This window comes from Streptococcus oralis subsp. oralis (assembly GCF_002096455.1).
In the GTDB taxonomy this organism is placed as follows: domain Bacteria; phylum Bacillota; class Bacilli; order Lactobacillales; family Streptococcaceae; genus Streptococcus; species Streptococcus oralis_CY.
On sequence record NZ_NCUL01000008.1, the window covers coordinates 733,454 to 750,866 of the forward strand.

Here is a 17,413-nt window from a genome sequence, read left to right on the forward strand (position 1 = left end):
AGAAAACGTTTTTACTACGTTTTTTTTAGTCGGAAGGGGAAAATATTATGGCTACTATTCAATGGTTTCCGGGCCACATGTCTAAGGCTCGGCGGCAAGTTCAGGAGAATTTAAAATTTGTTGATTTTGTGACGATTTTGGTGGATGCTCGGCTACCTTTATCTAGTCAAAATCCTATGTTAACCAAGATTGTGGGTGATAAACCTAAACTCTTGATTTTGAACAAGGCTGACCTAGCAGACCCAGCAATGACCAAAGAATGGCGTCAGTATTTTGAATCACAGGGAATCCAAACTCTGGCTATCAACTCCAAAGAGCAAGTGACTGTAAAAGTTGTGACGGATGCCGCTAAAAAGCTCATGGCTGATAAGATTGCACGCCAGAAAGAACGAGGTATCAAGATCGAAACCTTGCGGACCATGATTATCGGAATTCCAAATGCTGGTAAGTCAACTCTCATGAACCGTTTGGCTGGGAAAAAGATTGCAGTTGTCGGCAATAAACCAGGTGTTACTAAGGGGCAACAGTGGCTCAAAACCAACAAAGACCTTGAAATTTTAGACACACCAGGGATTCTCTGGCCTAAGTTCGAAGACGAAACCGTTGCTTTGAAACTAGCCTTGACTGGAGCAATTAAAGATCAACTACTCCCAATGGATGAAGTGACCATTTTTGGTCTCAATTATTTCAAAAAACATTATCCAGAAAAGCTAGCTGAACGCTTCAAACAAATGAAGATAGAAGAAGAAGCACCTGTTATCATCATGGATATGACCCGTGCTCTCGGTTTCCGAGATGATTACGACCGCTTTTACAGCCTCTTCGTCAAGGAAGTCCGTGATGGAAAGCTCGGTAACTACACCTTAGATACATTGGACGACATCGATGACGACGATTAAAGAAATCAAAGAACTTCTTGCCACTGTCAAAGAATTAGACAATCCCCTTTTTCTTGAACTGGAAAAGGATCCTCGTTCTGGGGTTCAAAAGGAAATCAGCAAACGTAAAAAAGCCATTCAGGCTGAACTGGATGAAGACCTTCGCCTGGAAACTATGCTTTCTTATGAAAAAGAACTTTATAAGCAAGGATTGACTCTAATTGCAGGTGTTGACGAGGTTGGCCGTGGTCCTCTTGCTGGACCTGTAGTCGCTGCAGCCGTTATCTTGCCGAAAAATTGTAAGATTAGAGGCCTCAACGATAGCAAGAAGATCCCCAAAAAGAAACATTTGGAAATTTATCATGCTGTTCAAGATCAAGCCTTGGCAATCGGTATTGGTATCATGGATAATCAGGTCATCGACCAAGTCAATATCTATGAAGCAACCAAGCTGGCCATGAAGGAAGCAATTTCCCAGGTCAGTCCGAAACCTGAGCACCTCTTGATAGACGCCATGAAACTGGAGTTGTCGATTCCCCAAACAGCAATCATCAAAGGAGATGCCAACTCTCTCTCAATCGCAGCTGCATCTATAGTAGCCAAGGTGACACGGGATGAATTGATGAAGGAATATGATCAGCAATATCCTGGATATGATTTTACAGCTAATGCAGGTTATGGAACAGCTAAACACCTAAAAGGACTAGAAAAACTAGGTGTCACCCCAATTCACCGAACCAGTTTTGAACCAGTCAAAACACTGGTTTCAACTAAGAAAGACAAGTAAGAGGAAATGATTATGGAGGAACAGTCAGAAACACTCAGTTCCAAGAAAGAATTTGCCTTTGCCTCAAGCACCATATTATCCCAAGTTGGACGGGGAATCATTGTTGGTCTCGTCGTCGGGCTAATCGTCGGATCTTTTCGTTTCTTAATCGAAAAGGGCTTCCACCTGATACAAGGACTCTATCAAGATCAAGCGCACTTAGTGCGCAATCTTTTTATCATTGGCCTATTTTATGTAATAGTTTGCTGGCTTAGCGCGAAACTAACTCGGTCAGAAAAAGATATCAAGGGTTCAGGAATTCCTCAAGTTGAAGCTGAACTAAAGGGACTGATGAGTCTCAACTGGTGGAGTGTCCTCTGGAAGAAATATGTATTAGGTATTCTTGCTATTGCCAGTGGCCTTATGTTAGGTCGGGAAGGGCCAAGTATTCAACTTGGAGCAGTTGGTGGTAAAGGTATTGCCAAGTGGCTCAAATCTAGCCCAGTAGAGGAACGTTCCCTGATTGCCAGTGGAGCAGCTGCAGGTTTAGCAGCTGCCTTTAATGCACCAATTGCAGGTCTCCTCTTTGTTGTAGAGGAAGTCTATCACCATTTTTCACGATTTTTCTGGGTATCAACTCTAGCAGCTAGTCTCGTAGCAAACTTTGTTTCTCTGCTCATATTTGGCTTAACACCCGTACTGGATATGCCAGACGACATTCCTCTCATGACCCTAGACCAGTATTGGATATACCTCCTTATGGGAGTTTTTCTCGGGCTTTCTGGTTTTCTCTATGAGAAAGCTGTACTCAATGTTGGTCGAGTTTATGATTGGGTTGGTCAAAAAATCCATTTAGATAGAGCTTATTATCCAATCCTAGCCTTTATCCTTATCATACCAGTCGGGATTTTCTTGCCACAAATTCTCGGTGGTGGAAATCAGGTCGTTCTTTCCTTGACTGAGCAAAATTTTAGTTTTCAAGTTCTATTAGCTTACTTTTTGATTCGCTTTGTTTGGAGCATGATTAGCTATGGAAGTGGCCTCCCAGGAGGAATTTTCCTACCCATTTTGGCGCTCGGTTCCTTACTTGGTGCCCTAGTTGGTGTCATTTGTGTCAATCTTGGGCTTGTCAGTCAGGAACAATTCCCTATATTTGTCATTCTGGGAATGAGTGGCTACTTTGGGGCAATTTCCAAGGCTCCCTTAACCGCTATGATACTTGTTACTGAGATGGTAGGGGACATTCGAAACCTCATGCCACTTGGCTTAGTGACCTTAGTCGCCTACATTGTTATGGATCTGCTCAAGGGTGCTCCAGTCTATGAGGCCATGCTCGAAAAAATGCTGCCAGAAGAAGCGACAGATGAAGGAGAAGTCACCCTCATTGAAATCCCTGTATCAGATAAGATTGCTGGAAAACAAGTTCACGAACTAAACTTGCCACATAACGTACTCATCACCACCCAAGTCCATAATGGCAAAAGCCAAACCGTTAACGGCTCAACTAGAATGTATCTGGGTGATATGATTCACCTGGTGATTCCAAAAAGTGAAATTGGAAAAGTCAAAGATTTGTTGTTGTAAGCTTTGGTTTACATAATTTATTTTACGTAAAATGTTATTGAAAGGATTCTCCATGAAAAGAAATAAGGCAATTGCGGTATTTTTGCTGGGCACTTTTAGCCAAATAATATCAGCTTGTCTCCTTTTCTTTCTCTTGAATCATTTTTCTGTTCAGTCCAATCTATTATCTATTTTAGGAATCTTTCTAGGTGGCATTTCATCAGCTCTTTGGGGAATAATTGTTGCAAATCACTATTTTCATATTCCTTTTAAGAAGATTGTTAACGATTTTTTTAACATTCATACCAGTTACAAACATTATTTATTATCTTTTTTCCTTATTGTCCTTGATTTTTCTTTTCTAATGTTTGGTGGGCAAATAGTAGAATTTAGCTGGTATCTCCCATTTTTGATGTTCTTCAAATTTATTGTCTTTGGTGGTATAGAAGAGATTGGATGGCGATATGTTTTTCAACCAATTTTACAAGAAAAGTTGCCATATTTTTACTCAACAATCTTAACCTTTTTCAGCTGGGCGCTTTGGCATCTGTTGTTCTTTTACATAGATGGTTCCCTAGTAACACTGCAAACTCTACCGTTTTTATTTGGATTGCTGACGAATTCTTTCATACTCTCAGCTCTTTATATCAAAACAAAGAATCTCTGGATTTGCGTTATGACACATTCGATCATTAATGTCTTGTCTCAGCTAACCATAGATACTAATCGATACGAAACCTACCTAATCAAAATTTTCGTCATATTGGTATCCTGCTATATGGTAATACATAAAAAAGATGAGTATAATCGGTATAAATAAAATTAATATAAATCTTCAAAACCAAATCAAAAAAGATTTGGTTTTTTAAGAATTAGAAATCTATTTTTCAGTATATAGTATGATTTTTACCCCCTACTTTGTAAAGAATGATTAGAATATTGTATAATAAGAAAAAGGAGAAAAGCATAAATGAATAATTCTGGAATTAAAAAAAGTCATACAAGAATACTAATCATTTTGTTACTCGCAACCACCACAGCAGGAGCTATTTTTATGTTTTCTATGTTTGGGAAATCCCAAGAAGAGCGTCGAAATAGAGAGTATGAAGTTAGTTTGGTAAATGCCTTAAAGAATTCATATGAAGGGATAGAAGAAATCAAAATTTCCAATCCAACATATACGAACTCTCCTGGTGACTGGTCTTGTAAGGTTGATATTTTGTTTGAAGATGGGGAAAAAATATTCTATGGAATTCCACATAACCTAGATGAGATAGAAAATTATAACGGTCGTATGACTTATGGACAGCGAGATTTTCTTAACCGAAGAAAAGGAATAACAACTAATACAGTTACGGTTACATACTCTAACAAAGAAAGAGGGGAACAGTAATGGTATTTAATTATACAGAAAAACAACTTAATGAATTAATCCATGGGAAGAATGTATACAGTGTCAATGCTGAATATGCTGAGAAAAAGAGGAAATGATAATGAGTAAAAACAGATTAAGAAAAAGCTATAAACCATTATTCATAGTTTTACTACTCGCAACTGTCACAACAGGAGGTGTTTTTATATTTAGTATGTTAGGAAAATCCCAAGAAGAACGTCGAAATAGAGAGTATGAAGTTAGTTTGGTAAATGCCTTAAAGAATTCATATGAAGGGATTGAGGAGGTAACGATTACGAATCCATCGTACAGATCAATTCCTTCAGACGCTTGGGGGGCGGATGTGAAACTAAAATTTTTTGATGGAACATCTAAAGAACATGTTTTAGCTTTTGATATAAACTCGAATAAAATTAGGATTGGAGTATATAATAAGGATGATGAAGAATTTCAACATTTTTTAAATTCTAGGCGAGGTTGTACTAAGTCAAAAGTTAAAGTTAAATATTCGAATGGTTCAGAAGGGGAGCTATGATGAATAAATACGTGTATACAGACAAACAACTTAATGAATTGAATCAAGGTCCGAATGTTTACAGTGTTAATACTGAGTTCGCACAGCGTAAAGAAAACCGAACAAATATTGTTCTGCTAAATCAGATAACGAGTTAAAAAAGGTGAAATCAACACTATAACCACCTCCGATGGTCAAGAATTCCGTGTCGTTGCGAATAAGTCTGACCCAGTATCGGAATTTGATGCAGTATCTGTGACAATTGGCTTGATTTTCTCTATTCTACTGTTATTTATCTTTAAATTATAGTAGAATAGAGAAAAGGAGAAAAGCTTAAATGAACAATTCCAGCACTAAAAAAAATCACAAAAGATTACTAATCGTTTTGTCACTCGCAATTATCACAGCAGGAGGTATATTTATGTTTAGCATGTTAGGGAAGTCTCAAGAGGAACGTCGGAATAGAGAGTATGAAGTTAGTTTGGTGAATGCTTTAAAAAATTCTTACCAAGGGATTGAGGAGATTAAGATTACGGAACCTTATTATAGTGAGAAACCAGGATCATGGTCTTGTGATATTGAAATAAAGTTCAGTGATAATCAAATGATAACTTATGGAATTAATCACAGATTAACTTATAAAGAAAACCACGATGGCCTTATGAAAGGAAATACTGATGAAGAAATTAATCAACAATGGTTAAAACTAAAAAAACACATTGGTAAAACAGAATCTACTGTATTAGTGCAATATTCAAATGGTGAAACAGGAGAACAATAATGACATTTAATTATACTGATAATCAATTGAATAATTTAAATCAAGATTTTGCTGTTTATAGTGTTAATAAAGAATTTTCAGATAGAAATAAAAAGAAATTTGTGACAGCTATTCCAAAAAATGAAAATGAAACCAACACTATAACCACCTCCGATGGTCAAGAATTCCGTGTTGTTGCCACTAAGTCTGACATTGAAACAGGTTTTGATGGGCTGGCAGTTGCACCTATTGTTAACGGCAAACCAGATTATAAAAATGTAGCTGTGATTGCTGCTGGAACGGACCCTGATAGTCCTGTGAATAAAAGTATGTTTGTTTCACGTGATGTCAATAGTGCGATAATTGCAAAAAAAATGTATTTATCACCACAATATAAGGTTGCAGATCAATTTGTTAAAGAAATTATGGATGATCCCAGATATGAAGTTAGCCAACTATCTGGCTATTCACAAGGATCTTACATGCTGAAGGTGGGAGCTAAATACCACATACCTACAACTACATTTAATGCTTGGTTTAAATACGGTGCGCTCACACTGGAAGAAAAAGCATTTATTGAAAATAATCCAGCTATGTTTATTGATTACCGTAGAAAACATGATGACGTAGTACGTTGGAATGATTTCAATCACCCTGAATGGTATTCTGGTATAACTGACTCTATGCCTAGTACGATTCACTGGCTTGATGGTTCGAGTCATAAAATTGGTGACTGGGAGTTTGATCCTGCAACTGGTCAACTTGTAGATGGCAAAGGAGGGAAACCCTTAATCAGTGGCGTTTATCGAGCCTATGCCAACAGTCTCCGAGGAATGGCTCATTACAAGGACTTGAAATCAAAATGGTCATCAGGTGGTATTAGTAGTTCTGAGGAAATATACTTAGATGCAGCTCAAGGTTCTATCCTATCATCATCTATGGCTACAGCAGCAAGAACTGGAGCTGATGAAGTGAGCGCCTTAGCCAAAAAAGCCAATCAAGAATTACAAGAAATTTGGTCAAAAATCGATTTTACAAGCTACACAGCATTAGCTCCCTATGAGGTTGATGCCATTTTTGCTAGTCAAGGTATTACTCAAGCACAGTTTATCGATACGTTTCAGACAGAGACAAATCAAACAGCTACTAAGATGAATGCTTCCGCCCAAGCATTTGAACAGTTAGACAAACAATTACAGAATGTCATTGAAAAAACAGTAGCAACAGACACACAATTTGCCAAGGAGTTCAGACAATGGAAAGAAAAGATGTGAAATGGGAGGAAATTAGAGAGAAAGAGAGAGAACTGTTTAATCTAGAAGAACAATATTATCAACAAAAGAAAGAACTCGATGATAAAGCACTCGATTTAAACGAACGAAATGCAAATTTAGAAAAACTGATGTCTGATGAAGTTGATAAAATGTATCAAGTCTTGAGAAAATTTTCATCAACTGCTGATGATGTTAGAGACTACTTTACAGAAATAGAAAATCTGAGACACTTTTCGGAACAAGTATACCGAGAACATAGAATTAAACTCGAAAATGAGAGAGAAAAAAACGATAACGAGTTTCGCAAAAAAAGAAATGAATTAGAGGAAGAATTTCACAAACTAAGGAGAGATTATGCAAGCACCAATGAATGAATACTACACAGATGAAGAATATCAATATGCACTGAAACAAATGTATCGAATGATGGAAAGAAACCGAATCATTGCGGAAGCAAAGATAGCAATAACAGCAAAAAATAAATTAAAAGAAAACTTTAGTAAGACAGCTAAGAAAATTGCTACAGAAACCAAATCAACTATCACAAGCATAAACAGCCAAATGGACACTGCAATACGAGGAAAAGTTCGCAAGAGTCTTGAAGAAAAGATTCCTAATATGTTACTCAAGTATGATGAAATTTAATAAAATGGTTCAGAGTGAATGGGATAAAGTTAGATATTTTAAAAGTTTCTTATATCATCTTTCCGAAAAACTATAATTTTCTTGAAAAATATATGAGTCTATGCTATACTACTAGTAGACTTAATTATGGAGAAAATACATGAAACGTGAGATTTTACTGGAACGAATCGACAAACTAAAACAAATCATGCCCTGGTATGTTCTGGAATACTACCAATCCAAGCTTGCTGTGCCCTACAGTTTTACAACCTTGTACGAATATCTCAAGGAATACGATCGATTTTTCAGCTGGGTTTTAGAGTCTGGAATTTCAAATGCTGATAAAATGTCTGATATTCCTTTATCTGTCTTGGAAAATATGTCTAAAAAAGATATGGAATCCTTTATCCTGTATCTACGTGAACGACCTTTGCTGAATGCTAATACAACCAAGCAAGGTGTATCTCAGACGACCATCAATCGGACCTTATCAGCACTTTCTAGTCTTTACAAGTATCTAACAGAGGAGGTTGAAAACGACCTGGGAGAACCCTATTTCTATCGTAATGTAATGAAGAAAGTTTCAACCAAGAAAAAGAAAGAAACACTTGCTGCTAGAGCTGAAAACATCAAGCAAAAACTCTTTCTAGGTGATGAAACAGAAGGTTTTCTAACTTATATCGATCAGGAGTACCCACAACAGCTCTCAAATCGCGCTCTCTCATCATTTAATAAGAACAAAGAACGTGATTTGGCCATTATTGCCCTTCTCCTAGCGTCTGGTGTCCGCTTATCTGAAGCTGTTAATCTAGATCTAAGAGACCTCAATCTCAAAATGATGGTGATCGATGTCACTCGAAAAGGGGGGAAACGTGATTCTGTCAATGTCGCTGCTTTTGCTAAGCCTTACCTAGAAAATTATCTAGCCATTCGAAATCAACGCTATAAGACGGAAAAGACAGATACAGCTCTCTTTTTGACCTTATATCGAGGCGTTCCCAATCGTATTGATGCTTCTAGTGTTGAAAAGATGGTTGCTAAGTACTCTGAGGACTTCAAAGTCCGTGTAACTCCACACAAACTACGCCATACCCTGGCGACTAGGCTCTATGATGCTACTAAATCGCAAGTTTTGGTCAGCCATCAGCTAGGACATGCCAGTACACAAGTCACTGACCTCTATACCCATATCGTCAATGATGAACAAAAGAATGCTTTAGATAGTTTATGATTGTTACATATTATAAATTATGTAAAGCAACTATTGCTAAAAAACGAAAGACCAATTCCTTTATCTTTCGTTTTTTATTTATTTAAACTCAATCCAGTAGTTACGGTGAGGCTCTATAATTACTGGTTTACCCCAAAAGGCTTGCAGATAGGCTAGATTTGCTGGGCTTACTGGTTTTTTTGAATCATTGTACTGCTCAGCACTCTCTTTAGTTAGAAAACATTTTACTGCTTCATAAGAAGTACCATCAGCTGATTCTCTTTCGATTCCCATATACGAAATTTCGTCACCATTTTTAAGATCGTCAGTTAACAGTTTACCAATAAAGAACACTGTCTTATCTTTCATAAATTCATAAGCCTTACTATGTTCTAGTCGGTTATTCGCTGCAGCATACATAATACAAAAACTATCAACAATATCTTTCAAAGACATTAAGTCCCCTTTGTTTACTTTGATTTCATCGGGGAGAAGACCGCCAATTATAAGATTTTGAAAATGGGCTTGCTGGATTACATTATCTAAAGCCATTCCTAAAGGTATTTGAACAGCTTGGTATCCTAAAGGTTGAAGCTCTTTGTATTTCTTATCATAATGTTCTTGTGTGATGCTTATATTTAAACTTTCAGTTTGATAAATTTCTTCATTTCTATAGAAAGCAACAACATTGCGGTCTAACTGTTCAAATAGATTAAGACTTTCTACTGGAATTTCTAACATTAATGAATAACTCCTTTTCATTTTTCATCTCTATTATAATCTAATCAGCATGATTATTAAGTTTAACCCTAATAAAAGAATCCATCATAAATGGATTCTTTTTCCTTACCCCACTACTGCTTCAGCGATTTCTTCACGGCTAATACCAGCAAAGTAGCGTGTGATGTCAATAGTTTCTAGTGACTTGAGGACATCTTCACGTTCGTATTTCACTCCACGGAGGACATCTTCTACAGCTGCAACGTCCTCGATACCAAAGAAGTCCCCATAGATCTTGATATCTTGGATTTTTGATTCAATGACGTTGGCAAAAACTTCGACCTTACCACTGGTGAATTTTGTTCCACGACGGACGTTAAATTCAGGTGATTTGCCGTAGTTCCAGTTCCAAGTACCGAACTTGGTATCCTTGATACGATTGATTTCAGCCAATTCTTGCTCAGAAAAAACGTATTCAGTCATCTCTGGGTACTCTTTTTTCATGTATTCCAAGAGCAAATCACGGAATTCTTCAACTGTGATTTTTTCTGGCAATTCATTGACAATATTTGTTACACGGGCACGGACGGATTTGACACCTTTTGACTCAAATTTATCCTTTGAAACCTTGAGGGCGTTAGCAAGAACTGACAAATCAACGTCAAAGAGCAAGCAACCATGGTGCATGATACGCCCATTGATATAGGCTTGAGCATTGCCACAGAATTTTTTGCCATCAATCTCAAGGTCATTACGGCCTGTAAACTCAGCTTTAACACCGAGTTGAGCCAAGGTATTGATAACTGGAGTTGAGAAGCTCTTGAAGTCAAAGGCCTTGTTTTCATCTTCTTTTGAAATGATGGTGTAGTTGAGGTTGTTTAAATCGTGATAAACAGCTCCACCACCACTGATACGGCGGACTACCTCAATACCATTTTCTCGAACATAATCACGGTTGATTTCTTCGATAGTATTCTGGTGACGACCAACAATGATAGAAGGTTTGTTAATCCAAAGAAGGAAGATTTGATCCTCATCTAGTAAGTGTTTAAAGGCATATTCTTCCAAGGCGATATTAAAAGCAGTGTCGTTTGAATGATTGATAATATATTTCATAGTGTTTCCAAAAATTTAGTTTTTAAAATCTGTTCATAGCAATCAAATTTTCTAAAGTGGTAAAAAGAAATGTAACGTGTTATCGTTACATTTCTCGGAAAAATTGAGACAAGAGGCTCAATTTTTAGGCATGGAACTCTAATAGAGGTCGCTGCCGTCCGTACTACTTTAAGAAAATTTAGTTGAAAAACTTATTTATTTTTTCTTAGGTGAATGGATAGCCATTCCTAGAACATCTGCAAATGCTTCGTACATCACTTCAGAGTAGGTTGGGTGTCCGTGGATGGTCTTCAGCATTTCCTCAACAGTGATTTCCATTTCGATAATGCTTGATGCCTCGTTAATCAATTCTGCGGCTGCAGGACCAATGATGTGCACACCAAGGATTTCCCCGTATTTCTTATCAGCGATAACTTTTACGAAACCTTGAGCAGCATCAGATGCAATGGCACGACCGTTGGCTGCAAAGTTGAATTTACCGATTGCAACATCGTATTTCTCACGTGCTTGTTCTTCAGTCAGACCTACTGCTGCTACTTCAGGGAGAGTGTAGATAGCTGCTGGAGTCAAGTTCAATTTAGCAACAGCATGGTTTCCTTTGAGGGCATTTTCAGCAGCAACTTCCCCCATACGGAAGGCTGCGTGCGCCAACATTTTAGTACCGTTGATGTCACCTGGTGCGTAGATTCCAGGAACAGAAGTTTCCATGTACTCATTGACCTTAATACGACCACGATCCAATTCAAACTCAACATCGCCAATTCCTTCAAGGTCTGGTACACGACCGATTGAAAGAAGAGCTTTGCTAGCGATGATATCGTCTTTTCCTTCAACCTTGATACGAAGTTGACCATTTTCTTCGATGATTTCTTGCAATTTTGTACCTGTCAAGATAGTCATACCTTTACGCTCAAGAATCAAGCGAAGATTCTTAGACACTTCCGCATCCATAGCTGGAACGATACGGTCCATCATTTCGATAACAGTTACTTTTGAACCAAATGTCATGAATGCTTGGCCGAGTTCGATACCGACAACCCCACCACCGATGATTACGAGGCTTTCTGGTACTTCGTTCATTTCAAGAATGTCATCACTGGTCATGACAAGTGGAGATTCCATACCAGGAACGTTGATCTTGCTGACTTTTGAACCACCGGCAAGGATAATTTTCTTGGTTTCAAGCAATTCAGAACCATTTACCAAGACATTCTTATCTTTAGTGATTGTACCAATTCCCTTATGAACAGTAACTCCGTAACTACGAAGAAGACCTGCAACACCACCAACCAAAGTATTGACAACCTTAGATTTTGTCTCTAAAAGTTTATCCATATCTACAGTGAAGTTTGGATTTTCGATGACGATACCTCGGTTTGCTGCATGACCGATATTTTCGATGATTTCAGCATTGTGAAGGTAGGTCTTCGTTGGGATACAGCCACGGTTCAAACACGTTCCACCGAGTTCAGATTTCTCAACAAGGGCAACCTTCCCACCGAGTTGGGCAGCTTTAATGGCTGCAACATAACCAGCAGGACCTCCACCAATCACAACGATATCAAAGGCATCATCGCTCTTACCATCGTCGTTTGAGGCACTAGCTGCAGGTGCAGGTTTTGATTCTGGCGCAGCTGCTCCAGCTGTTGGGATGTTTTCCCCTTCTTCTCCAAGGTAACCGATAACTTCAGTTACTGGAACAGTTTCACCATCTCCTTTGAGGATGGCAATCAAGTATCCATCTTCTTCGGCTTCCAATTCCATGCTGACTTTGTCAGTCATGATTTCCAAAAGGATTTCTCCTTCTTTTACAAATTCTCCGACTTTCTTATTCCATTGGACGATTTGTCCTTCTGTCATATCCACGCCGGCTTTTGGCATAATTACTTCTAAGGCCATGTCTTACTTCCTTTATCTATATCTCTAAAAATAAATACTGTATTTTTAAACCAACATTGAGATTGGGTTCTCAATTAAGGCTTTCAAGTCTTTCATAAACTTAGCACCAGCCATACCATCTACGACACGGTGGTCAATAGTTAACCCCAGGCTCATGATAGGACGAATAACAATCTCACCATTGACAACTACAGGTTTCTCAACTGTTGAGCTAACCCCGAGGATAGCTGAGTTTGGTTGGTTAATAATCGGACCGAAGGACTGAACGCCAAACATTCCCAAGTTACTGATTGTGAAGGTTGAATTTTGCAGTTCGCTTGGAGCCAATTTACCGTCCAAGGTACGACCAATCACATCCTTAAAGGCTACGACCAACTCTGACAAGCTCATTTTTTCAGCATTATAGACAACAGGTGTCATCAATCCATTATCCATACCAACTGCCATCGCAAGGTTGACATAGTTATGAGTGATAATGGTCTTGCCGTCTTCTGTCAATGAAGCGTTGATGTATGGGTGTTTCATCAATGTTTTCACAACAGCGAGTGAAAGAAGGTCTGTTACAGTAGTCTTCTTACCAGTCGCTTCCATAATCGGATCAAGAACCTTCTTACGAAGGGCCAGCATTTCAGTCATATCAACTTCATAGTTGAGTGTGAAAGTTGGCGCAGTTAGGTAAGATTCAACCATACGTTGCGCGATAACCTTACGCATTGGTGTCATTGGAATACGCTCAATCTCACCATAAGGAGTGATATTGTCTGGAACTTCTTCCACTTTTTCGATTTGAGCAGGAGACTTGATGGTGTCGTTTTCGATATTTTCAGGAAGCAAGGCCAAAACGTCCTTCTTCATGATCTTACCACGATGACCCGTTCCTTGGATTTCCTGCCAAGCAATGTTATGTTCGAGGGCAATTCGTTTTGCAAGTGGCGAAATGCGAACCACGTTTGTGTCTTTATAAGTTTCCACGTCTTCTTTGTGGACACGACCGTTTGCACCTGAGCCAGAAACGTCGTAGAGGTTGATTCCTAGATCATCCGCTAACTTTCTAGCCGCAGGAGTCGCTCTTAGCTTGTCATCAGCCATGACCTCTCCAATTCTATACTAAGATATTAAGGACGAAAAGAGTTCTGCACCTAAAAGATACAAAGTTTCTCGTCTTTTTTATTTTATTTACATAACTTATATTATGTATTATTCTTTGTTATATGTCTTACGGATTGTATCTTTGATGCTTTCAACTGTTGGAATCATTGCATTTTCAAGGTTTTGCGCGTAAGGCATTGGCACATCTTCTCCGGCGCAACGGCGGATTGGTGCGTCTAGATAATCAAATGCTTCTGATTCTGAAATAATAGCTGAAATCTCTCCGATATAGCCACTTGTTTTGTGGGCGTCGTTGACCAGAACGACCTTACCAGTCTTCTTCACTGAGTTAATGATGATATCCTTATCAAGTGGAACGAGGGTACGTGGGTCCACAATTTCAACTGAAATTCCCTCTTCTGCTAATTCTTCAGCAGCTTGAACCACACGGCGAAGCATTTTTCCATAAGTAACGACTGTTACATCTGTACCTTCGCGTTTGATTTCCCCAACCCCAAGTGGGATTGTATAGTCTGGATCAACTGGCACTTCCCCTTTTTGGTTAAATTCTGACTTGTATTCAAGGATGATAACAGGGTTGTTATCACGGATAGAAGACTTGAGAAGTCCTTTCATGTCAGCAGGTGTACCTGGAGCTACAACCTTAAGACCTGGGATGTGTGTGAACCAAGACTCTAGAGACTGAGAGTGCTGAGCTGCAGAACCAACTCCGTTACCAGCTGCACATCGGACAGTCATTGGAACCTGACCTTTCCCACCAAACATGTAACGTGTTTTAGCAGCTTGGTTGACGATATTGTCCATGGCAATGACCGAGAAGTCCATGAAGGTCATATCGACGATTGGACGAAGTCCTGTCATGGCTGCTCCTGCTGCTGCACCTGAGATAGCAGCTTCAGAAATCGGACAGTCACGAACACGTTCTGGACCAAATTCTTCGAGCATTCCAACAGAAGTTCCGAAGTCTCCTCCAAAGACACCGACGTCTTCTCCCATCAAGAATACATTTTCATCGCGACGCATTTCCTCAGACATAGCAAGGATAATGGTGTCACGGAACGACATTGTTTTTGTTTCCATTTTTATCTCTTTCTCCTTAGTCTGCGTAAATATCTTCAAATGCTGATTCTAGTGGTGGGAATGGGCTTTCTTCTGCAAATTTAACAGAAGCTTCTACTGCTTCCTTGACTTGTGCTTGAATTTCTTCCAATTCTTCTGCACTTGCAATATTGTTTTCAATGAGGTATTTGCGAAGGTTTTCGATTGGGTCTTTTTGTTTCCACAATTCCACTTCTTCACGAGTACGATATTTACCAGGGTCAGATGATGAGTGGCCAAGCCAGCGATAGGTTACACTTTCGATCAAGACTGGGCCATTGCCACCACGAACATGATCTACAGCTTTCTTAAATCCTTCATAGACATCGATGACGTTGTTCCCATCTTCGATAAACATTCCAGGAATTCCATATGCCGCACTACGTTGATGGATATGCTCTACATTGGTCATTTTCTTGATATCCGCAGAGATCCCATAACCGTTGTTAATGCAGTAGAAAACAACTGGCAAGTTCCAAATAGAAGCCATGTTGACTGCTTCGTGGAAGACACCTTCGTTGGTCGCACCATCTCCAAAGAAGCAAACGACGATTTTTCCAGTGTTTTGCATTTGCTGACTGAGGGCTGCACCAACAGCGATTCCCATACCACCACCTACGATACCATTGGCACCAAGGTTACCAGCATCCAGGTCAGCGATATGCATAGAACCACCTTTTCCTTTACAGGTTCCAGTGTATTTCCCGAGGATTTCAGCCATCATTCCATTGAGGTCAATCCCCTTAGCAATGGCCTGTCCATGTCCACGGTGATTTGAGGTAATCAGATCATCTGGATTAAGAGCCAGCATTGCTCCGACGTTAGCAGCTTCCTCTCCGACAGAAAAGTGAGTCATACCGGGAACTTTTCCCTTTTTCACTAACTGAGCAATTTTTAAGTCCATGCGACGGATTTCTTCCATCTTACGGAACATCTCTAGCAAAAGATTCTTATCTAAAGTTGACATAATCTTGCCTTTCTAACTTTGTTCTTACCTTACTATTTTACCTTTTTTAGTATACACTGTCAAAGTATATGGCTAATAAAATTTCACAATATAAAAAAATAAATCCCTGTTAAAACAGGGATTCTCTCTAGTTAGAGCTTTTTTTCACAAAGTTGTTTTTTCAGGATAATTTCTTAAAATTAGCTCAATCTTTTCATTACGGTTTTCAAACGCCATTGATACAAACAACCAGAAACAATCAAGCTGGCAATTAACCCAATCCAGTAGGCAAATGCCCCTAAGTCAGTTACTTGATCTAGTAGATATCCTAGTGGTATCGCTACTCCCCAATATCCGATTAAGCCAAGATAGAAAGGAACGATAGTGTCCTTATACCCTCTTAAAATTCCTTGGAGCGGAGCCGCAAAGGTATCAGCTAGCTGGAAAAAGAGACTGTAGGTTAGAAATACAGCAGTTGTTTCAATGAACTGAGAGTCATTCCCATATAGACTTGCTACACGATCTCTAAAAATGTAGAGAAAAGATAGGGTAAGACCTGCAAAAATAAGGGCGGTTACTCTCCCCAGACGAGCATAGATTTTTGCATCCTCAAAACGTTTGGCCCCCACCTCGTAAGACACAACAATCGCCATAGCAGAGGAAATACTCATAGGAAAAGCATACATGAGACTCGAAAAATTCATAGCTGACTGGTGACTGGCAATGATGAGCGATGAAAACTTAGCCATGATTAGTCCAACCACGGAGAAAATGGCTACTTCAGCAAATACGGTTCCCCCGATTGGTAGACCTAATCGAACACCTTCCTTGATTTTATCTATATTTAGTGGAATGCGTTTTTCAAGATGTAACGCTTTTAACCTTTCTTGTTTGAATAAAACAAGAATAGAAATCCCCAATAAAACCCAATAGGCTAGTGAAGTTCCTAGTCCTGCTCCTGCGCCACCAAGCTCAGGGAAACCGAAAGCTCCATATATCAAGAGATAGTTAAAACCACTATTGAGCGGAAGTAATAGGAGCATGAGGTACATAGATAGCTTGGTCAATCCAAGAGAATCCAACAAAGAGCGAATGACACTGAACAGCAACAAGGGAATAATCCCGATAGACAGGTACCAAAGATAGGAAACTGCAACTGCTGCCACTTGAGCTTCTAGTCCGATGTTGGTTAAGACAGGTGGCGCTAAGAATACTACCATTCCAAGCAAGACCAAAGACAGTCCGAAAGCCAAGTAGATAAATTGGTAAAAATCAGATGCTACTTCTTCCTTTTTGCCCCGTCCCAGATGATGGCCTATGATGGGAACCATGGCCGAAACAATCCCTGTTAAAAAAGTAAAGAAAGGATTCCATAGACTCGTTGCGGTTGACACCCCCGCCAAGTCCATGGTATTGTACTGCCCAGTCATGGTTGTATCAACAAAAGAGGCAGAATAATTGGCAAATTGATAGATCAGAATAGGGAAAAATATCTTAAGAAATAAGACAAACTTGTCTTTAAATTGATGGGTTGGATACATA

The 17,413-nt window shown here is 39.1% G+C and carries 18 protein-coding genes; 11 read left to right on the forward strand and 7 right to left on the reverse strand.

Translation table 11 applies throughout. The annotated features are described in order from the left end of the window. Positions 1-47: 47 nt before the first annotated feature. The 11 genes from ylqF to xerS all read left to right on the forward strand — a co-directional run bounded on the left by ylqF (position 48) and on the right by xerS (position 9,003). On the forward strand, positions 48-899 hold the full coding sequence (ylqF, locus tag B7720_RS08125; RefSeq protein WP_000201310.1) for a ribosome biogenesis GTPase YlqF: 852 nt from the start codon (positions 48-50) through the stop codon (positions 897-899). Beyond that, entirely contained in the window at positions 886-1,665 is a 780-nt protein-coding gene (locus tag B7720_RS08130; protein WP_044020781.1) for a ribonuclease HII, read from the forward strand. Before ylqF ends, B7720_RS08130 begins: the two co-directional genes overlap by 14 nt. 12 nt (positions 1,666-1,677) lie before the next feature. Beyond that, a complete protein-coding gene (locus B7720_RS08135) occupies positions 1,678-3,228 on the forward strand; it encodes a ClC family H(+)/Cl(-) exchange transporter (RefSeq protein ID WP_000392577.1) in 1,551 nt (516 codons plus the stop codon). 52 nt (positions 3,229-3,280) lie between these two features. Further along, positions 3,281-4,027: a CPBP family intramembrane glutamic endopeptidase gene (locus B7720_RS08140; protein WP_084857457.1), complete on the forward strand. Its 747-nt coding sequence runs from the start codon at positions 3,281-3,283 to the stop codon at positions 4,025-4,027. A 150-nt stretch (positions 4,028-4,177) separates the two neighbouring features. Continuing rightward, the gene (locus B7720_RS08145; RefSeq protein ID WP_084857459.1) at positions 4,178-4,600 is read left to right on the forward strand and encodes a hypothetical protein; all 423 of its coding nucleotides are present in this window, start codon (positions 4,178-4,180) and stop codon (positions 4,598-4,600) included. A 94-nt stretch (positions 4,601-4,694) separates the two neighbouring features. After that, positions 4,695-5,135 (forward strand): hypothetical protein, encoded by a 441-nt coding sequence (locus B7720_RS08150; RefSeq protein WP_420902934.1) that lies wholly within the window; start codon positions 4,695-4,697, stop codon positions 5,133-5,135. 316 nt (positions 5,136-5,451) lie between these two features. Then, a complete protein-coding gene (locus B7720_RS08155; protein ID WP_044020776.1) occupies positions 5,452-5,895 on the forward strand; it encodes a hypothetical protein in 444 nt (147 codons plus the stop codon). Then, on the forward strand, positions 5,895-7,148 hold the full coding sequence (locus B7720_RS08160; protein WP_044020775.1) for a hypothetical protein: 1,254 nt from the start codon (positions 5,895-5,897) through the stop codon (positions 7,146-7,148). Before B7720_RS08155 ends, B7720_RS08160 begins: the two co-directional genes overlap by 1 nt. Continuing rightward, positions 7,130-7,522, forward strand: coding sequence for a coiled-coil domain-containing protein (locus B7720_RS08165; protein WP_000439965.1), 393 nt, complete (start codon positions 7,130-7,132; stop codon positions 7,520-7,522). The genes B7720_RS08160 and B7720_RS08165 overlap by 19 nt, the downstream gene beginning before the upstream one ends. Continuing rightward, the gene (locus B7720_RS08170; RefSeq protein WP_001148764.1) at positions 7,503-7,793 is read left to right on the forward strand and encodes a hypothetical protein; all 291 of its coding nucleotides are present in this window, start codon (positions 7,503-7,505) and stop codon (positions 7,791-7,793) included. The genes B7720_RS08165 and B7720_RS08170 overlap by 20 nt, the downstream gene beginning before the upstream one ends. 139 nt (positions 7,794-7,932) lie before the next feature. Beyond that, complete coding sequence (xerS, locus tag B7720_RS08175; RefSeq protein WP_084857463.1) at positions 7,933-9,003, forward strand: tyrosine recombinase XerS; 1,071 nt, start codon at positions 7,933-7,935, stop codon at positions 9,001-9,003. Between the two features lie 78 nt (positions 9,004-9,081). Here the strand turns inward: xerS and B7720_RS08180 are convergent, their stop codons facing one another. From B7720_RS08180 to B7720_RS08210, 7 genes are all read right to left on the reverse strand, one after another. After that, the gene (locus B7720_RS08180; protein ID WP_070800460.1) at positions 9,082-9,723 is read right to left on the reverse strand and encodes a hypothetical protein; all 642 of its coding nucleotides are present in this window, start codon (positions 9,721-9,723) and stop codon (positions 9,082-9,084) included. 105 nt (positions 9,724-9,828) lie between these two features. Continuing rightward, positions 9,829-10,818 carry a lipoate--protein ligase gene (locus B7720_RS08185; protein WP_000874005.1) on the reverse strand — a complete coding sequence of 330 codons (990 nt, stop codon included), beginning with the start codon at positions 10,816-10,818 and terminating at the stop codon, positions 9,829-9,831. Positions 10,819-11,013: 195 nt separating this feature from the next. Beyond that, positions 11,014-12,717, reverse strand: a complete 1,704-nt coding sequence (gene lpdA, locus B7720_RS08190; RefSeq protein WP_001162881.1) for a dihydrolipoyl dehydrogenase — start codon at positions 12,715-12,717, stop codon at positions 11,014-11,016. A 45-nt stretch (positions 12,718-12,762) separates the two neighbouring features. After that, positions 12,763-13,806: a dihydrolipoamide acetyltransferase gene (locus B7720_RS08195; RefSeq protein WP_000752714.1), complete on the reverse strand. Its 1,044-nt coding sequence runs from the start codon at positions 13,804-13,806 to the stop codon at positions 12,763-12,765. A 108-nt stretch (positions 13,807-13,914) separates the two neighbouring features. After that, complete coding sequence (locus B7720_RS08200; RefSeq protein WP_008808674.1) at positions 13,915-14,907, reverse strand: alpha-ketoacid dehydrogenase subunit beta; 993 nt, start codon at positions 14,905-14,907, stop codon at positions 13,915-13,917. Positions 14,908-14,923: 16 nt separating this feature from the next. Beyond that, complete coding sequence (locus B7720_RS08205; RefSeq protein WP_000105373.1) at positions 14,924-15,892, reverse strand: thiamine pyrophosphate-dependent dehydrogenase E1 component subunit alpha; 969 nt, start codon at positions 15,890-15,892, stop codon at positions 14,924-14,926. A 179-nt stretch (positions 15,893-16,071) separates the two neighbouring features. After that, on the reverse strand, positions 16,072-17,412 hold the full coding sequence (locus B7720_RS08210) for an MATE family efflux transporter (protein WP_000283627.1): 1,341 nt from the start codon (positions 17,410-17,412) through the stop codon (positions 16,072-16,074). Position 17,413: the final 1 nt, after the last annotated feature.